Below are 22,542 nucleotides of genomic sequence, written 5' to 3' on the forward strand. Positions count from 1 at the left end.
GGGGATCCATTCAGGGCGCGTGCACAGGCCACCGGGTACTCCCCTCCGCGAATGTCCCCCGGCTTCGCCTCCTCCTTTATTTCGCTGCGGGGAGCACCCGATGCCCTGTGCACCTGGGCACGCTCTGGGTGCATCGCTGATCAACGACCGCTCCGCATAACGCTCCCGCCGATGGGGTGCCTTGCGCAGCGAAATAAAGGAGGAGGCCGAAGGCCGGGGGACATTCGCGGAGCAAGGTACCCCGTCGACGGGAGCGCGCCCTGAACGACAACAACAACACCGCTCAAGCAGCCTTGGCAATCGGAATCGCCCCGCTGCTCATGCCGCGATAAACCTCCGCCTCGCCATGCTTAGCAAGCAACTGCATCAGGTGCTTGCGAATCAGCATCCCCGGCCGATCGGACTCCATCGAATATTCAACACCCCGCCGCCGCGTGTCGACCAGCGCATCAGGGTCGGTCGATTCGAGGATGTCCTTGTCCTCGCGCGTGACCGCCTCGTCGAAGTCGATCAGCATCTGCGCCGTGCAGTCGGCCTCGGTGTCGTTGCGGAACAGCCATTGGCACAGCTGCATGCGGCCGTCGTCGATGGGCGTGAAGCAGTTGATGATGATGTGGCGCACGCCGCTCGGGTATTCGATGTCGAGCCGGCGCGAGAACGGCAGGAAGTAGGCGTTGCGCATGTGGCGCGTGGTGATCGCGTCGGTCACGCCGCTGATGGCGTGGAACTTCACCGGGTTGGCCGCCTCGATCACTGTCTCCGCGTAGAAGCCGTTGTCGTTCTCCGCCAGCTCGTACTTGCTCGGCTTCGGGCTCGCGGCCACGCCGAAGGTGGCGCGGTGCACGAAGCTGAAGTGCGAGTTGTCGAACGAGTTCTCGAGCGCGCGCATCGGGCTGGTCTGCCACTCTTCATAGAACTGGAAGATCGTGCGGTAGCCCGGATCGTCGAACTCCGGAATGGCCGGAATGTCGGCAATCGGTTCTTCCAGCGCCACCCAGGCGTAGCCGTAGCGCGCGGTGCAGCGGTAGGCGGTGGTGCGGTACTCCGGCGAGATCTTGCGCTCGGCCTCGTACTGCGGAATGCGGATCACCTGCCCGCTGCGGTCGTAGGTCCAGCCGTGGTAGCCGCACTGGATGGCGCCCTGCCCGCAGGCCTGGCCTTCGGCATCGACGCACCAGCCTTTCGACAGCTTCGCGGTGCGATGGCAGCAGCGGTCGCGCAGCGCGGCGGGCTGGCCGCCAGCATCGATGAAGAGAACGATGTCTTCGTCCAGCAGCCTGAAGGGCTTCGGGCCATTGGCCAGTTCGGTGAGCGGCATGACGGCATGCCAGAACTTGCGGAAGACGGGTTGTTGGGTGACGAGCATGCGTGGACTCCTTCTGTTGTTGCGCGTGGGTACGAACGAACCTGAAAGAGCAATTTCCTGCCGCAAGGGCTGAACGCTTCTACTCTGCGCCACCTGCCATGCAAATTGCGCGCCTGCATTGTGGCTTGGGTCCGCCACGCATTCAAGCCCTGGCATGGCTCGTGCATCGACTCCCGCAAGAGTAGAAGCGTTCAGCAGCGCACGCACCACCCTTGTGCGCCCGCCCGGAAATTGCTCTTGAAGTGCCTTCCGCCCTGCGCGGAGGGATTCAAGACCCGAGGATTCCGAGGCCCACCATGCAACGTCGTCGATTCTTTTTTCTTGCGGCCAGTGCCGCCGCCAGCACCCTTGCCGCTCCCGCCGTCTTTGCCCAGGGCGGCGGCAAGCCGACCCCGCTCAAGTTCACGCTCGACTTCCGCATCAACGGCCAGACCGCGCCCTTCTTCCTCGCGCACAGCAAGGGCTACTACCGGGACGAAGGCCTGGACGTGGCCATCGACACCGGCGCCGGCTCGGTCGCGTCGATCACGCGCATCGCGAGCGGCGTCTACCAGATGGGGCTGGGCGACATCAGCTCGCTGGTCGAGTTCAATGCGCAGAACCCCGGCACCCCGATGGTGCAGGCGGTGTACCAGTACTACAACCGCGCACCCTTCGTGATCATCGGCCGCAAGGACCGCGGCGTGACGGCCGACTTCAAAAGCCTCGCGGGCAAGAAGGTGGCCGCGGCAGCCGTCGAATCGACCCGCCGCGCATGGCCGATGGTGGCGCGCAAGCAGGGCATGCGCAGCGACGCCTTCCAGTGGCAGACCACCGACTTCAGCGCGCGCGACAACGTGATGGTGCGCGGCGACGTCGATGCCGCCACCTACTTTCACGACTCTGCCATTTCGCTCTTCGCGCGCATGAAGGCGGAGGAACTGTCGGTGCTCAAGTATGCGGACGCGGGCGTCAACCTGTACGGCAACGCCATCCTCGCGAGCAGCAACCTGATCGCGCAGAACCCCAGGGTGGTTGCGGCCTTCCTGCGCGCCACCAACCGCGCCATCGTCGAGACCTTTGCCAATCCGGCGCCCAGCATTGCGGCCATGCGCCAGCGCGAACCCATCCTCGACGAGAAAATGGAGCTTGAACGCTGGGGTGTCACGGCGCAATATGTAGGCGCCGCCGACACGCGCGGCCATGGTCTCGGCGACATCCGCAAGCTCACGCTCGAACAGCAGGTCGACGAGGTCGCCGACGTATTCGGCCTCAAGGTCAAGCCCTCGTCCGACGCCATCTTCAACACGTCGATGCTGCCATCGCGCAACGAACGCATGATTCCCACCAAGGCATGAACTTCAGCAACAGCAACCTCCATTCCACCCTCCCCGAAGAAGCCACGCTCGACGAACGCGACGGGCGCTACCTGCGCAAGGCCATCGTCTGGTCGCATGCGGCGCGCCGCCGCGGCAACCGGCCCTTCGGATCGGTCATCGTCTCGGCGGCCGGCGAAGTGCTGGCCGAAGCGGCCAACAGCAACACCGAATCCGGCGACTGCACGGCGCACGCGGAGATGAACGCGCTGCGCGCGCTCGCGGGGCGCGGCCTCACGCGCGAAGAGCTTGCCGGCGCCACCATCTATGCATCGGGCGAGCCCTGCGTGATGTGCGCGGGCGCGATCTTCTGGTCGAACATCGGCCGCGTGGTGTTCGGCATCGACGCCGAGCGGCTGCGCGTGTTCCGCGGCGAGCGGCAGGACCAGCGCGATGCCGAGCTGTCGTGCCGCGACGTGTTCCGCGCCTCGCCGCATCCGATCGAATGCATCGGGCCCGCGCTGCTCGACGAGGCCAGCGCTGCGCACGACGGCGCCTGGGCCAGCTAGCTGCCGCGCGCGGCGGTGCCGGGCGAATAGACTCGTTGGATGTCCTGGCACGCCCATCTTCATCTCGACTACCGGCAGGAAGCCGCCCGCAGCGTCGCGCGCTTTCGCCATGACGGGCCGCTGCGCATTCTGCAAAGCCTCTACCCCGAAGGCGATGCGATCTGCCACAACGTGCTGGTGCATCCGCCGGGCGGGCTGGTGGGCGGCGACACGCTGGACATCGACATCGAGGCGGCCGACGCAAGCCATGGCCTGATCACCACGCCGGGCGCGTCGCGCTTCTACCGCTCCGAAGGCGAGCTTGCGCTGCAGCGCACGCGCATCCGGCTTGCCAAGGGCGCGCGGCTCGAGTGGCTGCCGCTGGAGGCCATCTGCTACAGCGGCTGCCGCGCCGAGAACCGGCTCACCATCGAGGCCGAGCCCGGCGCCGAGATGATCGGCTGGGACGTGACGGCCCTCGGCCTGCCGAACGCCAACCAGCCGTTCGAGCGCGGCACCTACCTGCAGCACATCGAAGTGCCGGGCGTGTGGCTGGAGCGCGGGCGCATCGACGCGGCCGACCATCGGCTGCTGCAGAGCCCGCTGGGCTTCGGCGGGCATCGCTGCATCGCGTCGCTGTTCTTCGTGTCGGGCACGCCGGCCGCGCGGGCGCGGCGCGAGGCGCTGCTTGCGCTCGCACGCACCGCCATCGATGCGCACGGGCTGCAGGAGAGCGCCGGCGCGACCAGCCCGCATGCGGAGATCGTCGTGCTGCGCGTGCTCGCGCCGGTGGTCGAGCCCGCGATGCAGCTGCTGCGGCAGGTGTGGCAGGCCTGGCGCGCCGAGCTGTGGCAGTTGCCGGCGAGTTCGCCGCGGATCTGGGCCACCTAGCGCGGGGGGCCTATCGCGCGCCGTAGCTTTCCAGCAGGACGGCCGATAGCGCGAGTATCTTGGTCTGAGGGGCTTCCTTGAGCCACACCAACCTCGTCTTGGCGCGGCCGAATTTCGAATGCAGCCTGTGGACGCTCAGGCGATCGCGCTCCGCGTAGCTGTCGAGCACGCTGTACGGCACCAGCGCAATGCCCATGCCGACAGCGACACAGCCAAGGATCAGGTGGTAGGAGCCGGCCTCGACGATTCGGCCGGGCGCGACGCGGCCGCGCAGGAACCAGTCCTCGAGCCTCTTGCGATGCGGGCAGCCTGGATGAAAGGCCAGGATCGTCTTCGATGGCAGATCCTTCGGCGACGAAATGCGTGCGTGTCTGGCCTCGGCGACGATCACAAGCTCCTCGTCATAGATCTCGATGGACTCGAGCCGAGGATCGGCGACGGGATCCGCGATGAGCGCCGCATCCAGTTCCGAGCAAAGAACCTGCTTGACCAGGTCGAGAGGATCGCCCGAGAAGAGTTCCAACGCCACATCGGGGTAGCGCTCGTGGAAGCGGCCGAGTGGCTCGGGCAGGCGGGCCGCCGCCGTGCTTTCCATCGCGCCGAGGCGCAGCACGCCGGTGGGCCGGTCCGACTTGATGGCATTGGCCGCTTCCCTGGCCAGGTCGAGCATGCGATCGGCGTAGCCGACAAGTATCTTGCCGGAGGGCGTGAGCTGCATTCGGCGCCCCTCGCGCAGGAACAGCGGGACGCCCAGCTTTTCCTCCAGCACCTTGATGCGAGCCGTCACGCTCGACTGTGCGCGATGCAGCACCTCGGCCGCCCGCACCACGCCGCCGGCCTGGACCACGGTCCGAAAAATCTGCAGATCCGAGAACTCCATGCATCGCCTTCCCTGAACTGTTCGTTCTGTATTTGTCGTTTCTTTGCCAAGCGCATTCTCTTTAGAGTTCTCTGCAACTTCAACAAGGCAATGGTTTCCTGAGTCAGGAATACCCGCAGAACGTCATCATGAAAATCGGGCTTATCGGTGTTGGCGTCATGGGAGAACCCATGGCGAAGAATCTCAAGAAGGCGGGACACAGCGTCACGGTCTACAACCGGACGCCTGCTCGCTGCGATGTGCTGCGCCCCTTGGGCATCGAGGTCGCAGACACGCCGGGCCAGGTCTTCGAGGCCGCGGAGGCCGTCATCATCATGGTGCCGAGCCATCTGGAGGTGGACCAGGTCCTGGAGCGCTCCCCGGAGGGCGCAATCACCGCGCCTGTGAGCGGCCGGACCATCGTGCTGATGGCCACCGTGGCACCGGCGTACTCGACGGCGCTTGGCACCAGCCTCGCGGCCGCGGGCGCCCACTACGTCGAAGCACCGGTCTCGGGCTCCAGGCAGCCCGCCGAAACGGCGCAGCTCGTGATCCTGGCGTCGGCCACCGAACAGGCGCACATCGACCACGTGCAGCCACTGTTCGACGCGATCGGAAAGAAGACGGTTCGCTGCGGCCCGGTTCCCATGGCCATGCGCATGAAGCTGGCCAATCAGCTCTTGCTGATCGCCTGCTTCGAGGCGATTTCGGAGGCGACGCACTTCGCTGCAGGCATCGGCCTGGACGTGCAGCAGTTTCTCGACATGGCGCAGGCCGGCCCTTTGGCCAACGACGTGCTGCGCTCGAAAGTCGCCAAGCTCGTGTCGAACGACTTTGCCCAGCAGGCCCCGATCCGCCATGTGGCCAAGGACATCGGGCTGGTTTGCGACGAAGCGGAGCAACGCGGCGTGTGGCTTCCGATTGCCACGGCCAACCGTTCGCTGTTTGCGGAGGCCATGCAGGCGGGGCAATCGCAGGACGATGCCATCGGCATCATCAAGATCCTGCGCAGGGGCAGGTAGCCATGTCCGCAGCTTCTTCCACCGCGCTCTCGGCATCCACGGGACGGCACTCGCTGGCCGCGGGCGTGCTGTGCGGCCTTGCGGTTGCGCTGATCTGGTCGAGCTGGTCGGTGGCCACGCGGTTTGCCGTGACCACCACCCTGGGGCCGCACGACGTGACGTTCCTTCGCTTCAGTGTTTCGGCCCTGCTCCTGTGGCCCATCCTGGCTCGAAAGGGCCTTGGCCTCGCACAGATCGGCGTCGCGCGGCTGCTGGTGATGGTGCTGGGCGCGGGAGTGCCTTTCATGATGCTCGGTTCTGTAGGCATGCGCTTCGCACCCGCCTCGCATGTCGCCACGCTCATGATCGGAACGATGCCGATCTGGGTGGCGGTGCTGTCCGGCGTTCTGTTCGGTGAAAAGTTCAGCCGCCAGCAACTCGGCGGCATGGCGGTCGTCCTCGCCGGCGTGCTCTGCATCGGCGGCTATGCGCTCCTTGCCAACCGTGCGGCGGGCGAGTGGCGAGGCGATCTGCTGTTCCTGCTGGCTGGCCTGTGCTTTGCAAGCTTCACCATTGCGCAGCGCCGCTCCGGCATCAGTCCCTGGCACGCAACCGCGCTGGTGAACGTGTGCTCCGCCGTGCTGTTCGCACCGATCTACTTCTTCTGGTTCACCCCGAACATCTTCACTGCGCCACCGGCGGCCGTCGGGTTCCAGGTTGTCGCGCAAGGCATTCTGGTCGCGATCCTCGGGATGTACTTCTATACCGAGGCCGTGCGCCGGCTCGGCGCTCCCAGGGCGGCCATCTTCGGTGCCCTCGCGCCGGCGCTCGCTGCATTGATCGGTGCGCTGTTTCTCAAGGAAATCCCGGCTGCGCTCACCCTGGCCGGAATTGCCTTGGTGATGGGCGGGGTCGCACTGGTGGTGACGGGGACGCGCGCCAAGCCAAGGTGAGCAAGCGGCGCACAACGCGTGCGGAACATTTCAAGCCGGCATGTCGGTCCGCGGCAGCCGCAGGTGCTTCTTCAATGTCTCGAACACCTGCCGCGTGACCGGATTCACCACGTGGCTGCGCACGTACAGGTAGTACGCCAGGTCGGGCAGGCGCGGCATGCCGTCGCCGGCGCCCAGCACGCGCAGGCCCGCGTCGAGCTGCTCCACGCCGCGCGCCGTGACGCCGAGGCCCGCGCGCAGCGCGGCCTTGATGCCGATCAGGCTCGACGAGGTGTAGCGCGGCGTCCAGGCCACGCCGGCGGCGTCGAGCGCCTCGTGGCCGATGCGGCGGAAGATGCTGGGGCCGTCGGCCATGATCAGCGGCACCGGCTTGGATGGGTCGTGCACGTAGCTGGCGGCGCAGAGCCACACGGTCGGCGAATTGCGCAGCACCACGCCGTCGAACTGCGGGTCGGCGCGGTTCGAGATGATCATGTCGACCTCGCCACTCTTGAGCGAGGTCATGAGATAGGGGCTGCGGCCGATGTGGATGTCCAGCTGCAGCAGCGGCGAGGTGCGTGCCACCTCGGTGAGCAGCAGCGGCAGCATGGTCTCGGCCACGTCGTGCGGCGCGCCGATGCGCAGGTTGCCTTCGAGCTCGCCCTGGCGCAGGCTGCGCAGCGCCTCGTCGTTGAGCGCGAGCAGGTGGTGCGCGTAGGTCAGGAGCCGCTCGCCATGCTCGGTGAGGCGCTTCTGCCGGCCCTGCTTGGCGAACAGCGCGTGGCCCACCTGCTCTTCGAGCCGCTGCATCTGCTGCGTGATGGCCGACTGCGTGCGACCCAGGTGCACGGCCGCCGCCGCAAAGCTATGGTGGCTGACGACGGCCGCGAAGGAGCGCAGCAATTCAAGATCGAGCGTGGGCATACATTAATTTTATTGATGTATTTGTTGCGCCGGCTGGATTGTCGGGTCACGCTCTGGTCACTACAGTGAATGCACACCAAGACACGCATCCCCACTGGAGAACCCTGCATGAGCACCCTGTCCGACCCACGCCGCGAGGCGGTCGCCGCGTCCATCGACCGGATGAAGAAAGCCATTGGCGGCGCTGAACCAACCCGCGAAAAGCTCGATGCGGTGCTCGACGCGCTGCAAGGGCTGGCCGCGCGCACCGACTACTGGGGGCCCGCCGACTTTCCGGCGCCCGAGGCCGGCGAGCACCAGGCCCGCTACCTGATTGCCGAGGACCCGGACCAGAGCTATGCGCTTTATCTCAACGTGATGCGCCCGGGCAAGAAGATCGTGCCGCACAACCACACCACCTGGGCCTGCATTGCCGCGGTGGAAGGCACCGAGCACAACCGCGTGTACGAGCGGCGCGACGACGGCTCGGTGCCGGGCGTCGGCAAGCTCGAGCAAACCGCGCTGGTGGTGGTCGCGCCCGGCAAGGGCATTGCGCTGATGCCCGAGGACATCCACTCGGTCGAGATCCAGGGCGACCAGGTCATTCGGCACCTGCACATGTATGGCCGCGCGCTCGAGACGCTGAACCAGCGCACCGCGTACGACCTGGAAGCCGGCACCTGCCAGACGATGGGCATCGGCGTGCAGACGCGCCGCTAGGCCCCTCTTCTTCCAACCTCGTCTCTTTCATGCGGGCCGCGCCGGGCGCGGCCTCGCAGGACCGCGTTCGTTCCAACGGCTTGCTTTCCATGACCTCTTTCATCGACCCGAAGACCCTCAAATCCTGGCTGCACGACGGCGGCGAGATCGCGCTGCTCGACGTGCGCGAGCACGGTCAGTACGGCGAGGCGCACCTCTTCTACGGCATTCCGCTGCCCTTCAGCCGGCTCGAACTCGATGCGCCGCGCCTCATGCCGCGCCGCAGCGTGCGCGTGGTCGCGTATGACGGTGGCGATTCCGATGTGGCCGAGCGCGCCGCCCGCCGCCTCGCCGCGCTGGACTACACCGACGTGCACGTTCTGCAGGGCGGCACCCGCGCCTGGAAGGCCGCAGGCCATGCGCTCTTCGCGGGCGTCAACCTGCCGTCGAAGACCTTCGGCGAACTGGCCGAAGAGGCCTATCACACGCCGCGCGTGAGCGCCGACCAATTGGCCGAGATGCTGGCGCGCAAGGACAAGGTGGTGGTGCTCGACGGCCGGCCGGTGAGCGAGTTCCACAAGATGAACATCCCCACGGCCACCTGCTGCCCCAATGGCGAGCTCGCCTATCGCGTGCGCCGGCTGGTGCCCGACACCACCACGCCCATCGTCATCAATTGCGCGGGCCGCACGCGCAGCATCATCGGCGCGCAGACGCTCATCAACCTGGGCCTGCCCAACCCGGTCTATGCGCTGGAGAACGGCACGCAGGGCTGGTACCTGAACGACCACGCGCTGGAGCACGGCGGCACGCGGCGCTATGCGCCGGACAGCGGCAACACCGACCTGCGGCCGGCCGCCAAGGCACTGGCCGAGCGCTTCGGCGTGCCCACGGTCACGGCGCAAACGGTGCAGCAATGGGCCGGCGACGGCAGCCGCAGCCTGTTTCTCTGCGACGTGCGCACGCCCGAGGAATTCGCGGCCCGCACGCTGCCCGGCGCGCAGCACACGCCCGGCGGGCAATTGATGCAGGCCGGCGACCAGTACGTCGGCGTGCGCGGCGCGCGGCTCGTGCTGTTCGACGACGACGGCGTGCGCGCGCCCACCATTGCGCACTGGCTGCGGCAGATGGGCCACGAAGCGAGCGTGCTCGAAGGCGGACTCGCGAGCGGGCTGTCGCTCGCGCCCGCCGCCGCGCCCGCTGCACCCGCGCTGGCGACGATCGATGCAGAGGCGCTGTCCGCCCGCCTTGCGCAGGGCGAGGTGGCGCTGGTCGACCTGCGCCCGAGCATGCAGTTCCGCGCCGGCCACATCCCGCAGGCGCGCTGGTCGATACGCCCGCGCCTCGCCCAGGACGTGAAGAGCGAAACGCGCCAGCTCGTGCTGGTGGCCGACGACGCTGCGCTCGCGGCATGGGCCGCGGCGTCCGAGCTGGCCGGCCTCTCGCCCGCGCCGCTGCTGCTCGAAGGCGGCATGGCCGCATGGCGCAATGCCGGCCTGCCGGTGCAGGCCACGCCCGCCCTGCCCGCGGACGCGGACTGCATCGACTACCTGTTCTTCGTGCACGACCGCCACGACGGCAACAAGGAAGCGGCGCGCCGCTACCTCGCCTGGGAGACCGGCCTGGTCGCGCAGCTCGATGCGCAGGAGCGCTCGGCCTTCAGGCTGCCCACCGCTTCCGCCGCGCGGCACGCCTAGCTCCCCCGGTTTCGCTTTCTCCGTTCGCCGTTGTCAGTTCCTATTCCAGGAGTTTCGTCATGTCGTCTGCCTTTCGCATTCCGAGCCTTGCCCGTCTTTCAATCGCTGCCGCATGGCTCGCGGCCATGGCGCTGCAGCCGGCCTCGGCCCAGCCGCTGCCTGCGCGCAACGGCTTTCCGTCGCAGCCGGTGAAGTTCGTCTCGCCCTTTCCCCCGGGCGGCGGCAACGACGCCACGGCGCGGCTGGTGACCACGCGGCTGCCGGAAATCATGGGACAGGCCGCGGTGGTGGACAACCGCGGCGGCGCGGGCGGCAACATCGGCGCCAAGTCGGTGGCCGAGGCCAAGCCCGACGGCTACACGGTGCTGACCTCGCAGGTGTCGATCATGGCGGTGAACCCCTCGCTCTACTCGGCGCCCGGCTTCGACCCGATCAAGAACTTCGTGCCGATCACGCAGATCAACGCGGCGCCGCTCGCGCTGGTGGTGGAAGCCAATTCGCCCTACAAGACTTTCGCCGACCTGGCCACGCGCGCCAAGGCCAGCCCCGGCAAGCTCACCTATGCCACGCCGGGCAACGGCACGCTCTCGCACCTGGTCGGCGTGGTGCTGCAAAAGGACAGCGGCGTGGACATGACGCATGTGCCCTACAAGGGCGCCGGCCCCGCGCTCACCGACCTGCTCGGCGGACAGGTCGACGTGCTCGTGACCTCGACCTCCTCGGTCGCGGGCATGGTGCAGAACGGCAAGCTGCGCGTGCTGGCCGTCACCAGCCCGCGCCGCATCGGCGTGTTCGCCAAGGCACCCACGCTCGAGGAGCTGGGCTATGCCAATGCCCGCTTCGAGGACTGGTACGGCTTCTTTGCGCCGGCCGGCACGCCGCCCGAGCGCGTGGCCTACCTGAACGAAGCCATCGTGCGCACGCTGCGCCTGCCCGAGGTGACCAAGCTCGTGAACGACGGCGGCAGCGAGGTGGTGGCCAACACGCCCGAAGCCTTTGCCGCGCAGCTGCGCCAGGACATCGACCGCTGGTCGCGCATCGTCAAGCTTTCGGGCGCCAAGGCCGATTGACGCACCATAGAGGCCCGCGCTCGCTGGAACACACCATGTCCGATTCGTCCAAAGACACCGCAGGCCACTCCCTCGACACCCGGCTCGCCCACGCCGGCAAGGCCCCGGCCTACTTCGGCGGCTCGCCGGTCAACACGCCGCTGGTGCGCGCGAGCACCGTGCTGTTCGACAGCGTGGCCGCCATGCGCGAGACGCGCGCGCGGCGCGGCGAAGAGCGCGCCTTCAGCTACGGCGCACGCGGCACGCCCACCACCTTCGCGCTCGAGGACGCGGTGAGCGAACTCGAAGGCGCCCACCGCACGCGCCTCTTTCCCACCGGCCTGGCCGCCATCGGCATGGTGCTGCTGTCGTACCTGAAGCCCGGCGACCATGTGCTGATGTCGGACAGCGTGTACGAGCCGGCGCGCAAGCTCGTGCATTCCTTCCTCGATCCCTATGGCATCCGCTGCAGCTTCTTTGCCGCGGACGGCAGCGGTGTGGAGGAACTGTTCGAGCCCAACACGAAGCTCGTGTATGCCGAATGCCCCGGTTCGCTGGTCTACGAGATGTGCGACCTGCCGAAGCTGGCCGAGCTGGCCCATGCGCGCGGCGCGCTCGTTGCCGCGGACAACACCTGGGGCTCGGGCGTTCAATACCGGCCGCTTGCACTGGGCGCCGACATCTCGCTGATGGCCGCCACCAAGTACCTCTCGGGCCACTCCGACGTGATGATGGGCACCGTGGCCACCACGCGCGAAGCCTGGCAGCCGCTCAACGAGCGCTGCGACGCCTTCGGCATGACGGTGAGCCCGGACGATGCCTGGCTGGTGCTGCGCGGCATGCGCACGCTGTCCGCGCGGCTGCAGATGCACGAGCGGCATGCAATGGAAGTGGCGTACTGGCTGCAGGCGCGGCCCGAAGTGGCGGCGGTGTTCTGCCCCGCGCTGCCGCAGCACGCGGGCCACGCGCTCTGGAAGCGCGACTGCCGCGGCACCAACGGGCTGGTCTCGTTCGAGCTGCAGCCGGGCACCGAGAACGCCGCGGTCGAGCGCTTCGTCGATGCACTGTCGCTGTTCGGCCGGGGCTCGTCCTGGGGCGGCTACGAAAGCCTGGTGGCCTGGGCCGACATGCGCGCGGCGCGCAGCGTGACCGACTGGAGCGCACGCGGCGCGGTCGTGCGGCTGCACGTGGGGCTCGAGTCGCCCTCGGACCTGCTGCGCGATCTTGAATGCGGCTTTGCGGCGCTGGGTGCCGGCTGAGGCACCTGTGCAGCAGCTCAGGCCGCGATCGGCTCGGGAAGAATGGCCGTCAGCGCAAAGTCGACCAGATGGAGCCAGGTCGCCTCGAGCCCCATGATGCTGTGGTGGTCCGAGGCAGGCACGGTCTGCACGCTGATGGGCGTGGGCCAGGCCGCGATCAGCTTCTGCGAGCGCTCGGGCAGCACCACGTCGTCGCGCTCGGCCAGCAGCACCTGGGTCTTGGCGGCCACTTCCTTGCAGTGCGTGAGCGAGTCGAAGCGGTGCCGCAGCAAGAGCGCGAGCGGAACCAGCGGAAAGCGCTTCTTCGCCACTTCGAGCATCGAGTCGTAGGGCGTGACCAGTTGCAGGCTCGAGAAGTCCTGCTGCGCCACCAGCTGGATGGCCACGCCCGTGCCCAGGCTGCGGCCGACCACGTGCAGGCGCGCCTGCGGAAAGGCCTTGCGCAGGTGGTTGGCAAACTGGATCGCGTCCGCCACCGAGGCGATCTCGGAGGGATGCCCTTCGGAGTCGGCCACGCCGCGGTAGTTGACCGCCGCAAACCCGAAGCCCTCCGGCAGCCAGTGCAGCGCCTGCGCGGTGGCGCGGACGTCCTCGCCCCGGCCGGCAAAATAGATGAACAGGTCCTGCAGCGCGTCTTCGCCCTGCGGGTGGTAGACGTAGCCGCGCACCATGCCGCCCGGCACGGTGTGGGAGTAGGTGGAAAAGTCGTCGGACAGGTGGACGACCGGAAGCTTCCTGGCGTTGAAGAGGATGTGCCCCTGCCGCGTGGCAAGAAGGGTCCAGTACGCCGCCATGCCGCCAATGGCGGCGGCCGAGGCCGAGAGTGCAATGCGAAAGGCTTTGGAAGATGACAAGGCTTGGCTCCTGCTTACTTCTTGCAGTCGCCGCCGACGGACACCGTGCCGTCCTTGCACTCCGTCAATATCTCTTCGCCGGCCGGGCCTGCGCTCGGACGCGCCGGGGCCGCGCCTGCGGCGGGAGCGTCTTCGCGCTGGTAGACGATCTTCTTGCTGCCGAGATCGCAGCTGCCCACCACCTGCCCGGGCGCCTCTGCGTTGGCATCGACGGTGATGACGGCGAAGCGCGTCACGCCGGCCGCGGCAATCTTCGCTTCGATCTGGGTGCGCAGGGCTTCGCAGTTTTCGGCGCCGTGGGCGGTGCCCGTCAGGGCAAGCGCCATGGGAATCAACCAGGGTTTCATGATGAGTCGGCCTCGCAGCGGAGGGTTTGGCAAACAAAGAGTCTAGCCCTTCATTTTCCGGCGACGCATCCTCGCGCACGATGCGGTAACCAGGCGTCACTGCCCGTACCGCGCACTCGCAGGCTCAGCCGCAGGCGTTCCTGCCGGCCGGAGACTGGCGCAGTCTGTTGAGGAAGGCAAGCTGCACCCTGGCCGTCTCGCTGCCCTGCGAGGCGGCGCGCAGCATCCACTGGCGGGCCTCGCAGCGGTCGGCCCTGATGGCGGCGCCGTACAGCGTCGGCCCCGCCAGCAGCACCATGCCCAGCATCTCCTGCGCCTCGGCGTGGCCCTCGGCCGCCGCTTGCCGAAGCTGTTCGAGCATCGCGCGGTAGTCGCGGGCGGCCTGCGCTTCCAGTGCCAGCTGGAAGCGCTGCTCGGCGTGCAGCACGACGCCCGCATCGGGCGGCTGCGCCGCAGAGAGCGCCGCCGCAAGGCACAGGGCGCCCGAAAGGCCGATGCGCCAGCGCAGCGACCAGCTTGCGATTTGATTCAATTCGGAGGCCATCGATGTACTCCACCACTCGTTTGCGTGGAGGCCATCGTGGCAGCAGGCGGCGGCCGCGAGAAACTGGATTTCGCGCAGCCAGGCTCAGCCGGCGCCTGAGCCCTTGCGCGTCGTCATGCGCTTCAGAACTTTGCGGTCAGCGCCACCTGCAGCTCGCGCCCCGGCCCCGGCATGATCAGGTTGTCGACGCTGCCGTGCGCGGACACGTAGTACTTCCTGCCCGTGATGTTCTTCAGGTTGACCGAGAGCTCGTAGCGCTCCGTCTTGTAGCTCGCGGCCAGGTCGGCCGTGACGTACGAAGGCAGCGTCACCAGGTTGCTGAGCGAGGCATAGCGCGCGGCCACGTAGTTCACGCCGCCGCCCGCGCTCAGGCCATGGCCCAGGTCCTTCATGAGCCACACGAAGGCCGAGTGCCGCGGCGTGAGCGGCGCCACCTTGCCCTGCACCGGCATCGCGGCGCCGATGGGCAGCTGCAGCGAACTCACGGTGGCCAGCGACTTGACCATGCGACCGTCCAGGTAGGCGTAGCCCGCGCTGACGTCCCAGCGCCCCGGCAGCTTGCCGGCCAGCGCCAGTTCCATGCCGTTGGTGCGCTGCGTGCCCACGTTGATCTGCCGCGCCGGGTTGGACGGGTCGGTGTTCTTGATGCCCGAGCGCTCCAGGTTGAAGAGCGCGGCCGTGAGGTTGAGCGCGCCGTCCAGGAAGTCGAGCTTGGCGCCGATCTCCTTGTTGACGGTGATCTCGGGATCGTTGGCGGCGTTGTTGGCCGACAGCGCGAAGGTCTCGGCCGAAGGCTGGAACGAGCGGCTGTACGACACGTAGTAGGACTGCGAGTCGCTCGGCTGCCAGACCAGGCCCGCGCGCGGGCTGAACTTGCGGTCGGTGCGCGAGAAGGGAGCCAGCGTGCGCTCGAAGGAAGTCTCCTGGCGGAAGTCGTCGTAGCGTCCGCCGACGAGCGCCTTCCACTGCGGCGCCAGCGTGATCTGGTCCTGCGCATAGAGCGCGGCCGTCTTGAAGGTGGAGTTGCTCGGAATCGCGCTGTTGGCCAGGTAGCTGGCGAGCGGGATGGGCGGCGGCGCGGAGACCGGGTTCAGGATGCTCACGCGCTCGAAGCCGGTGGCCGAGGACACCGTGTACGCACGCTTGTCCTGCTTGCCGAGTTCGGCGCCGATCAGCCACTCCTGCTTGAAGCCGCCGAGCTCGTTGCGCCATGTCAGGTCGGTCTGGTTGAACCAGCCGCTCTCGTCGCGGTCGACGAAGCCGCGGGTGCGGCCGACGGTCATGCGCACCGGGTCGGTGGTGCCGCTGGGCAGCGTGTTGAAGCGGTCGAGCTTGTAGCTGTAGTAGCGCGTGGTGTTGCGCAGGCTCAGCGTGTCGCTGAAGCGGTGGTTGAGCGTGGCGGTGAAGGACTGCACACGCGTGGTGGTGGTGTCGTCGCGCTTCGCGAAGGCCGAGCCGTAGTAGGTGCCGATCGGCACGTTCACCGGACGGCCGTTGAGCGCCGGAATGCCGAAGTCGGTCAGCCGCTGGTCGTAGGCGTTGGTGTACTGCAGCAGCAGGTCGGTCTGCGGGCTGAACTTCATGGCCAGCGAGGGCGCGATGCTGTAGCGGTCGATGAACTGCTGGTCGCGCCAGCTGCCCGACTTTTCGCGCGCCACGTTCAGGCGGAAGGCCATGTTCTCGCCGATGGGCCGGTTGAGGTCGGCGGTGAGCCGCTTGAAGTCATGGGTGCCCAGGCCCAGCGACACCTCGCCGAAGGGGCGCTCGAAGATCGGCTTCTTCGTCACGCGGTTGATCAGCCCGCCCGACGAGCCGCGGCCGTACAGCACCGCGGCCGGGCCCTTGAGCACCTCGATGCGCTCGGTGTCCGACAGGTCGCGAAAGTACAGCGCGTCGTCGCGCACGCCGTCCACGAACCAGTCGGCAATGGCCGTGAAGCCGCGGATCACCACCTGGTCGCGCTGGCCGTCGCCCGCATTGAAGGAAACGCCGGGCGCATTGCGCAACGCGTCCTGCATGGAGGTGGCGCCCTGGTCCCGCAGCAGCTGCGCGGGCAGCACGTTGACCGCCTGGGGAATGTCGCGCAGCGGCGCACTGCCTTTCGTGGCCGTGCTGCCGACCGAGGGTGCATAGCCGGGCTCCTGCTCGGAGGTGACGGTGATCTCCTGCAGCGTGCTGGCCGAGGTCTGGGCCTCGGCCGCGCAATGCAGTGCGGCAAGGGTGGCAAGGAAGAGCGGCGTGCGGCGACGACGCACGGCAGGCGGGCGAGCGGACATGGAGAATTTCCCTCAGGGCGATTTTTTGGGATCGCGAAGCGCCATGCCGCTTCTTCCATCGACCGATGGAGAAACCGCATGCGCCCTGCCTGGAGAAAAATCTGGGTTGGGTCCTTTGCCCGGTTCGCCCTGGCGCGTGGCCGGGGCTTCCTGCAACAAAAGTTCGCTTCGCGCGAACGGCGGGATTGTAAACACAGCCGCGCTGTTTGCGCGCGGCGCCGCCGCCGCCCCTCTTCAGCAGCAGCGCCCCTTGCCCCCGCCGTAGCGCGCCTCGAGCCGTTCGCGGAAGAAGGCCTCGTAGCTCATCGGCGGCTGCTCGGGGTGCGTGGCCGCCATGTGGGTCAGGTAGGCGTCGTAGTCGGGCAGCCCGACCATGAGCCGCAGCGACTGCTTGAGCGAGCGCGCGAAGTAGCGCCCGGCTTCCGGCAATGCGAGAGCCATGGCACCCTCCCGCTCAGCGCGCCGCCGAGGCGGCGAGCGGTTCGAACGGCGTCTCCTGCGCGGTCGGCCGGTGGGCCGCGCGTGCCGCGAGGCAGGCCTTGATGCTGTAGACCAGCACGCTCAGCACCACGAACATGAAGAGCGCGCACAGCGCCGCGTCGAGCCGGTCATTGAAGACGATGCGCGACATGGCCTCGGGCGTCTTGGCCGGCGCCACCAGCACGCCGTTGGCCAGGCCCTCGGTGTAGCGGGCTGCATGCGAGAGGAAGCCGATCTTCGGATCGGGCGAGAAGATCTTCTGCCAGCCGGCCGTGAGCGTGCACGCCAGGAGCCATGCGGCCGGCGCAATCGCCACCCAGGCATAGCGCTCGCGCTTCATGCGGAACAGCACCACCACGCCCAGCAGCAGCGCCACCGCAGCCAGCATCTGGTTGGAGATGCCGAACAGCGGCCACAGCGTGTTGATGCCGCCCAGCGGATCGACCACGCCCTGGTACAGGAAGTAGCCCCAGGCCGCCACGCACAGCGCCGTGGCAAACAGGTTGGCCGGCAGCGAATCAGTGCGCTTGAGCGCGGGCACGAAGCTGCCCAGCAGGTCCTGCAGCATGAAGCGGCCGGCGCGGGTGCCGGCGTCCACGGCCGTGAGGATGAAGAGCGCCTCGAACAGGATCGCGAAGTGGTACCAGAAGGCCATCATGGCCTGCCCGCCGATCACCTGGTGGAGGATGTGGGCCATGCCCACGGCCAGCGTGGGCGCACCGCCCGCGCGGCCGAGGACGGTGCTTTCGCCCACGTCCTTGGCGGTCTGCATCAGCAGCTCGGGCGTGACCACGAAGCCCCAGCTCGAGATGGTCTGCGCCGCCTGCTGCGCGGTGCTGCCCACCAGCGCGGCCGGGCTGTTCATTGCAAAGTAGATGCCGGGCTCGATGCACGAAGCCGCCACCAGCGCCATCACCGCCACGAAGGATTCGGCCAGCATGCCGCCGTAGCCGATGAAGCGCGCATGGCGCTCGTTGTCGAGCATCTTGGGCGTGGTGCCCGAGGAGATCAGCGCATGGAAGCCCGACACCGCGCCGCAGGCGATGGTGATGAACAGGAACGGGAACATGCTGCCCGACCACACCGGCCCGCCCCCATTCGCAAACTGCGTGAGCGCCGGCATCTGCAGCGTGGGCATGACGAACACGATGCCCAGCGCCAGCGCGATGATGGTGCCGATCTTCAGGAAGGTCGACAGGTAGTCGCGCGGCGCCAGCAGCAGCCACACCGGCAGGCTCGCGGCCACGAAGCCGTAGCCCACGAGCATCCAGGTGAGCGCCTTGCCGTCGAAGGTGAAGAGCGGCGCCCATGCGGGGTCCTGGCTCACGGCCTGGCCGCCGAAAATGGCGAGCATCAGCAGCACGAAGCCGATCAGCGACACCTCGCCGATGCGCCCCGGCCGGATGTAGCGCAGGTACACGCCCATGAAGAGCGCCACCGGAATGGTGGCCGCCACGGTGAAGGTGCCCCACGGCGATTCGGCCAGCGCCTTCACCACGATCAGCGCCAGCACCGCAAGGATGATGATCATGATCATGAAGGTGCCGAACAGCGCGATCATGCCGGGCACCGTGCCCATCTCCTGCTTGACGAGGTCGCCGAGCGAGCGGCCGTCGCGCCGCGTGGAGATGAACAGGATGATGAAGTCCTGCACCGCGCCCGCGAACACCACGCCCGCCAGCACCCACAAGAGCCCGGGCAGGTAGCCCATCTGCGCTGCGAGCACCGGGCCCACCAGCGGACCGGCGCCCGCAATGGCCGCGAAGTGGTGGCCGAACAGCACGTTCTTGTCGGTCGGCACGTAGTCCAGGCCGTCGTTGTGGCGGTGCGCCGGCGTCTTGCGGTTGCCGTCCAGCCCCAGCACCTTCTCGGCGATGAACAGGCTGTAGTAGCGGTAGGCGATCAGGTAGGTGCAGACCGCGGCGGTCACCACCCACAGGGCGTTGACGCTTTCACCGCGCGTGAGGGCCACGGTGCCGAGCGCGAATGCGCCGGCCACGGCCACGACGAGCCACACCAGGTGGCGGCGGATGCTGTGCATGGGAATGTCTCCTGGGAATGAACCCGGGAGTTTTGCCGCATGGGCGCGCGGGCGCATCCGTCGGACCGCGCGGCCCGCGTGCGTGGCTTTGCGTAATGGAAAACCCTGCCCGCGCCGGTGGACGCCCTCGCCCTAGCGCACGGTCGACATCACCGTCGCGCGGCAGCGGGGCTGGTCGCGCGGCGCCAGCAGGTTGCAGTTGTCCAGCGCTCGCTGCTGCATGTCGCTGAGCCGGGGCTGCTCGCCGGGCGGCGGGCCGTCCCACTGGCGGTAGGCCGGCGGCGGAGGCGGCTGTTCGGCCCAGCGCTCGCGGCGTTCGTATTCGCGCCGCTGCTCGCGTTCGTAGGCGCGCTGCTCGCGCCCGTCATAGCGCTCTTCGCGGTCGCGCTGGATGCGCCACATGCAGGTGTTGAAGTCGACGCCGGAACGGCCGCTGGCGCAGTAGCGGCGGTCGTTCTCGTAGAAGTCGCCGCGCTGCGCGAACGCCGGGAGGATGGTGGCAATGCCCAGGACGGCCAGGGCTAGGATTTTTTTCATGGGGGACCTCTCCGAGCTTCGGTGATACCGGCACAGCATGCCACACCGGCCAGGCCGTCCCAACGCAGGCATCCCCGTAGAACCAACGGCAACACCCGCGCGTTGAGTGGGATTCGGGCCGCTTTTTTCCGGGCTAGAGCCGGCGCGCCTGCATCGGCTGGCGCGACCAGTAGATGCCGTCCAGCCGGTCGAGCCGCACCTCGCCGCCCGTCGAGGGCGCATGAACGAACTGCCCGGACCCCACGTAGATGCCCGCGTGCGACGGCGTGGAGGAACCGAAGAGCACCAGGTCGCCCGAGCGCAGTTCCGATGCGGGCACGGGACGGCCGAAGCCGGCCATGCGCGCCACGGTGCGCGGCGTGGCCTGGCCCGTGCTGCTTCTGTACACGTAGCCGATGAGCCCGCTGCAATCGAAGCCGCCCTCCGGCGTGTTGCCGCCGTAGCGGTACGGCGTGCCGACCAGGCCCAGCGCATGGATCGCGACGCTGCTCGACTGCTCGGCCGTCAGCACGGGAGGCGGCGCATAGGCGGCCCCGGGCTGCGGCGCCCGCGGTCCTGCACAGCCCAGCACCAGCAGGCAGGCGCCGATCGGGAGCAGCCGAAGCAGCGCCAGCGGCATGCGGGGACGTGGCGTGGGTGCGGAGGCGTCGTGCATGTGGTTCCTTCAGGACTTGGCGGTCTTCTTCGCGGGCTTGGACTTGCCGGCGCTGTTGAGCGCCACCGCCTCGCGCACGAGCGCCTTGAAGGCGGCCGCGTCAATCTCTTCGCCTTCGAAGATGTCGATCGCGCGGCGCATGTTGCCGTCCAGGCTCGCGTTGAAGAGGCCGGCCGGGTCCGGCAGCGAGGCGCCCTTGGCGAAGGTGAGCTTCACCTTGTCCTTGTAGGACTCGCCCGTGCAGATGATGCCGCCGTGCGACCAGACCGGCGTGCCCATCCACTTCCATTCCTCGACGACGTCCGGGTCCGCCTGCTGGATGAGCTTGCGCATGCGGCCCAGCGTTTCGCCGCGCCAGCCGCCGAGCTCGGCGATGCGTTGCGAGATGAGTTCCGATGCCGGCTGGCCGGTGCTCGCGTCCGACTTTTTCATGTTCTGTCCTGGAGGTTCCGAAGCAGCTTCATTGCAATGACCGTGGAGGATAGCCATGCATCGAAGCAATGCAAGCATGGCCCGTGTCCCGCCCGTTCATATGGCACGATCGCCGCATGCCAGAGCCCTCCCGCCGCATACCGTACCGCACCTGGCCAGGCGCGCTCGCGGTGCTGCTCGCCATTGCCGCCTACGTGGGCGGCCTGAGCTTCTGGGACAGCCGTACGCCCGGGAGCCGGCCGCTGGCTGCGGGAGAAACGGTGTCCGTCGGCCATGCGAGGTTCGTTCCCGCCAGCGGATGGGAGATGGACGTGTCGCGCTCCAGGGCCGGCCAGTCGCTGATGCTGTTCAAGGGCGGCCACAAGTTCCTGGTGACCACGCGCGCCTGGGCCGGCGGGCCCGACGGTCCGCTGATGCGGCAGCAAAGGCTCATGGAGCGCGGCCAGCGCCTGAACATCGATGGCGACGTGTCCGACTTCGTCACCTCGTGGGGCCTGCAGGGCAAGACCTTTGCGTACTACGGATCGAAGCTGGCCGGCCGCTTCTGGCAGGTGGTCGACCTGCAGCGCCGCTCGCTCGTGCAGATCGATTGCTACGGCGCCAGCGAAGGCCTGAACGAGGCAATGGCCGATGCGCGCAGCATGCTCGAATCGATGGACCTGGAGGCACCGCAGTGAGCCCGCCCGCCTTCGAAGGCCAGCAGGACCGCGGCGACTGGCCGATCGGCACCGATTCGTTCTTCCAGCCGCAGCGCGCGGCCTTCTGGCTGCTGGCGGCGCTGATCGTCAACGGGCTGTTCTACACGGTCAACATGGTCTCGATGGGGTTCCGCGTCGTGCCCGTCACGGCCCTGCTGGGCATCCTGGTGTGGGGCATCTACACGCTGCTTTTCCTCCTGGTCTTCCGCACGCTGGACCTGCTCGAGCAGCATCCGCCGGAAGCCTTCGTGCTGGCCTTTGCGTGGGGCGGGCTCGGCGCCGTCTACTTTGCCGCGCCGGCGAACATCGCCATCCAGAGCCTGTGCGCCAAGCTGGTGTCGCCGGATTTCGCGGCGCTCTGGGGGGCCGCCGTCGCAGGGCCGGTCACCGAGGAGTTCCTGAAGATCGCCGGCGTCATCCTGCTGGTGCTGGTGGCGCGCAACCAGTTCCAGACCTACCTGTCGGTGCTGATCGTGGGTGCCATGGCAGGGCTGGGCTTCCAGGTGGTCGAGAACCTCACGTACACCGTCAACGCCTCCATGCACTTTCCGCTCGAGAACCAGGTGTCCCCGGTGCTCGTCAACCTGCTGACGCGCGGGCTGCTGAGCGGGCTGTGGAGCCATGCGGCCTACACGACGATCGCGTCCTTCGGCGTCGCATGGTTCCTGCTGCATCCGGAGCGTTCGCTGGCGGCGAGGATCGCCTGCGCCCTGCTGTGCTTCGCGCTTGCGTGGGCGATGCATTTCATCTGGAACTCGCCGTGGCTCGAAGACCTCTTCGACGGCGGCTACGGCGACATGGCCGTGATGCTCGCCGTCAAGGGCATTCCCGCGATGGTTGCGGCCGGGCTCTTCTGGCGAGTTGCCGCACGCGAGAACGGCGCCTATCTGCATGCGCTGGCCGCCTACTTCGTGCCGGAGCGCGAGCTGATCCGCGACGACGAGTGGATCCGCCTGGGCGCGCCCTTGCAGCGCTACAAGGTTCGCCGGGAAATGGGCTGGACCTTCGGGCTGCGGGCCAGGCGCCTGAAGACGCAGCTGCAGCGCGAGCAATTGCGGCTGATCCGCAAGGCCATGACCTACGGACGCGGCGCCCAGACGCTGCGGCATGAAGTGGCGATCCGGCGCGTGCGCGCCGAACTCGATCCGCTCATTGCCGCGAAGCCCTGAGGATCGGGAC

Annotated in this window: 23 protein-coding genes; 11 read left to right on the forward strand and 12 right to left on the reverse strand. The window is 68.1% G+C overall.

The annotated features are described in order from the left end of the window. Positions 1-283: 283 nt before the first annotated feature. Positions 284-1,366 carry an aromatic ring-hydroxylating dioxygenase subunit alpha gene (locus AC1DMS_RS14455; RefSeq protein WP_478181269.1) on the reverse strand — a complete coding sequence of 361 codons (1,083 nt, stop codon included), beginning with the start codon at positions 1,364-1,366 and terminating at the stop codon, positions 284-286. A gap of 296 nt (positions 1,367-1,662) precedes the next feature. Here AC1DMS_RS14455 and AC1DMS_RS14460 point away from each other — a divergent pair, with 296 nt between their 5' ends. The 3 genes from AC1DMS_RS14460 to AC1DMS_RS14470 are packed head-to-tail and all read left to right on the forward strand — an operon-like array spanning position 1,663 to position 4,100. Then, the gene (locus AC1DMS_RS14460; RefSeq protein ID WP_062365825.1) at positions 1,663-2,703 is read left to right on the forward strand and encodes an ABC transporter substrate-binding protein; all 1,041 of its coding nucleotides are present in this window, start codon (positions 1,663-1,665) and stop codon (positions 2,701-2,703) included. Further along, positions 2,700-3,230 carry a nucleoside deaminase gene (locus AC1DMS_RS14465; protein WP_319427276.1) on the forward strand — a complete coding sequence of 177 codons (531 nt, stop codon included), beginning with the start codon at positions 2,700-2,702 and terminating at the stop codon, positions 3,228-3,230. The genes AC1DMS_RS14460 and AC1DMS_RS14465 overlap by 4 nt, the downstream gene beginning before the upstream one ends. 39 nt (positions 3,231-3,269) lie before the next feature. Beyond that, entirely contained in the window at positions 3,270-4,100 is an 831-nt protein-coding gene (locus AC1DMS_RS14470; protein ID WP_015866747.1) for an urease accessory protein UreD, read from the forward strand. Positions 4,101-4,110: 10 nt separating this feature from the next. Here AC1DMS_RS14470 and AC1DMS_RS14475 read toward each other — a convergent pair whose 3' ends face one another. Next, positions 4,111-4,980, reverse strand: coding sequence for a LysR family transcriptional regulator (locus AC1DMS_RS14475; protein WP_478181270.1), 870 nt, complete (start codon positions 4,978-4,980; stop codon positions 4,111-4,113). A 128-nt stretch (positions 4,981-5,108) separates the two neighbouring features. Between AC1DMS_RS14475 and AC1DMS_RS14480 the strand changes: the two genes are divergently transcribed. Next, positions 5,109-5,981 (forward strand): NAD(P)-dependent oxidoreductase, encoded by an 873-nt coding sequence (locus AC1DMS_RS14480; protein ID WP_478181271.1) that lies wholly within the window; start codon positions 5,109-5,111, stop codon positions 5,979-5,981. Between the two features lie 2 nt (positions 5,982-5,983). Beyond that, positions 5,984-6,913 carry a DMT family transporter gene (locus tag AC1DMS_RS14485; RefSeq protein WP_478181272.1) on the forward strand — a complete coding sequence of 310 codons (930 nt, stop codon included), beginning with the start codon at positions 5,984-5,986 and terminating at the stop codon, positions 6,911-6,913. 30 nt (positions 6,914-6,943) lie between these two features. Here the strand turns inward: AC1DMS_RS14485 and AC1DMS_RS14490 are convergent, their stop codons facing one another. After that, a complete protein-coding gene (locus AC1DMS_RS14490) occupies positions 6,944-7,816 on the reverse strand; it encodes a LysR substrate-binding domain-containing protein (protein WP_015866748.1) in 873 nt (290 codons plus the stop codon). Positions 7,817-7,924: 108 nt separating this feature from the next. On the opposite strand from AC1DMS_RS14490, the gene AC1DMS_RS14495 reads away from it, so the two are divergent. From AC1DMS_RS14495 to metC, 4 genes are all read left to right on the forward strand, one after another. Then, positions 7,925-8,515: a mercaptosuccinate dioxygenase gene (locus AC1DMS_RS14495; RefSeq protein ID WP_478081156.1), complete on the forward strand. Its 591-nt coding sequence runs from the start codon at positions 7,925-7,927 to the stop codon at positions 8,513-8,515. 89 nt (positions 8,516-8,604) lie between these two features. Then, positions 8,605-10,191, forward strand: a complete 1,587-nt coding sequence (locus tag AC1DMS_RS14500; RefSeq protein WP_062365820.1) for a rhodanese-like domain-containing protein — start codon at positions 8,605-8,607, stop codon at positions 10,189-10,191. A gap of 59 nt (positions 10,192-10,250) precedes the next feature. Continuing rightward, entirely contained in the window at positions 10,251-11,261 is a 1,011-nt protein-coding gene (locus tag AC1DMS_RS14505; protein WP_027730745.1) for a Bug family tripartite tricarboxylate transporter substrate binding protein, read from the forward strand. Between the two features lie 35 nt (positions 11,262-11,296). Beyond that, positions 11,297-12,499, forward strand: a complete 1,203-nt coding sequence (gene metC / locus AC1DMS_RS14510) for a cystathionine beta-lyase (RefSeq protein WP_478181273.1) — start codon at positions 11,297-11,299, stop codon at positions 12,497-12,499. 17 nt (positions 12,500-12,516) lie between these two features. Here metC and AC1DMS_RS14515 read toward each other — a convergent pair whose 3' ends face one another. The 9 genes from AC1DMS_RS14515 to AC1DMS_RS14555 form a co-directional block, all read right to left on the reverse strand. Continuing rightward, positions 12,517-13,353, reverse strand: a complete 837-nt coding sequence (locus AC1DMS_RS14515) for an alpha/beta hydrolase (RefSeq protein WP_018905299.1) — start codon at positions 13,351-13,353, stop codon at positions 12,517-12,519. Positions 13,354-13,367: 14 nt separating this feature from the next. Then, positions 13,368-13,700, reverse strand: coding sequence for a DUF1161 domain-containing protein (locus tag AC1DMS_RS14520; RefSeq protein WP_478181274.1), 333 nt, complete (start codon positions 13,698-13,700; stop codon positions 13,368-13,370). A gap of 124 nt (positions 13,701-13,824) precedes the next feature. Then, positions 13,825-14,244, reverse strand: coding sequence for a sel1 repeat family protein (locus AC1DMS_RS14525; protein ID WP_478181275.1), 420 nt, complete (start codon positions 14,242-14,244; stop codon positions 13,825-13,827). A gap of 122 nt (positions 14,245-14,366) precedes the next feature. Beyond that, positions 14,367-16,520, reverse strand: coding sequence for a TonB-dependent receptor (locus AC1DMS_RS14530; protein ID WP_478181276.1), 2,154 nt, complete (start codon positions 16,518-16,520; stop codon positions 14,367-14,369). A gap of 234 nt (positions 16,521-16,754) precedes the next feature. Further along, positions 16,755-16,961: a YbdD/YjiX family protein gene (locus AC1DMS_RS14535; RefSeq protein ID WP_015866757.1), complete on the reverse strand. Its 207-nt coding sequence runs from the start codon at positions 16,959-16,961 to the stop codon at positions 16,755-16,757. A gap of 13 nt (positions 16,962-16,974) precedes the next feature. Continuing rightward, positions 16,975-19,041, reverse strand: a complete 2,067-nt coding sequence (locus AC1DMS_RS14540) for a carbon starvation CstA family protein (RefSeq protein WP_478181277.1) — start codon at positions 19,039-19,041, stop codon at positions 16,975-16,977. A 132-nt stretch (positions 19,042-19,173) separates the two neighbouring features. After that, complete coding sequence (locus AC1DMS_RS14545; RefSeq protein ID WP_478181278.1) at positions 19,174-19,578, reverse strand: hypothetical protein; 405 nt, start codon at positions 19,576-19,578, stop codon at positions 19,174-19,176. A 133-nt stretch (positions 19,579-19,711) separates the two neighbouring features. Next, entirely contained in the window at positions 19,712-20,233 is a 522-nt protein-coding gene (locus AC1DMS_RS14550; RefSeq protein ID WP_018905294.1) for a C40 family peptidase, read from the reverse strand. Between the two features lie 9 nt (positions 20,234-20,242). Continuing rightward, positions 20,243-20,665: a DUF1801 domain-containing protein gene (locus tag AC1DMS_RS14555; RefSeq protein WP_062365814.1), complete on the reverse strand. Its 423-nt coding sequence runs from the start codon at positions 20,663-20,665 to the stop codon at positions 20,243-20,245. A gap of 116 nt (positions 20,666-20,781) precedes the next feature. On the opposite strand from AC1DMS_RS14555, the gene AC1DMS_RS14560 reads away from it, so the two are divergent. Beyond that, positions 20,782-21,342: a hypothetical protein gene (locus AC1DMS_RS14560; RefSeq protein WP_478181279.1), complete on the forward strand. Its 561-nt coding sequence runs from the start codon at positions 20,782-20,784 to the stop codon at positions 21,340-21,342. Next, complete coding sequence (locus AC1DMS_RS14565) at positions 21,339-22,532, forward strand: PrsW family intramembrane metalloprotease (RefSeq protein WP_018905292.1); 1,194 nt, start codon at positions 21,339-21,341, stop codon at positions 22,530-22,532. The genes AC1DMS_RS14560 and AC1DMS_RS14565 overlap by 4 nt, the downstream gene beginning before the upstream one ends. Positions 22,533-22,542: the final 10 nt, after the last annotated feature.

The organism is Variovorax sp. 05T418, from assembly GCF_056396385.1.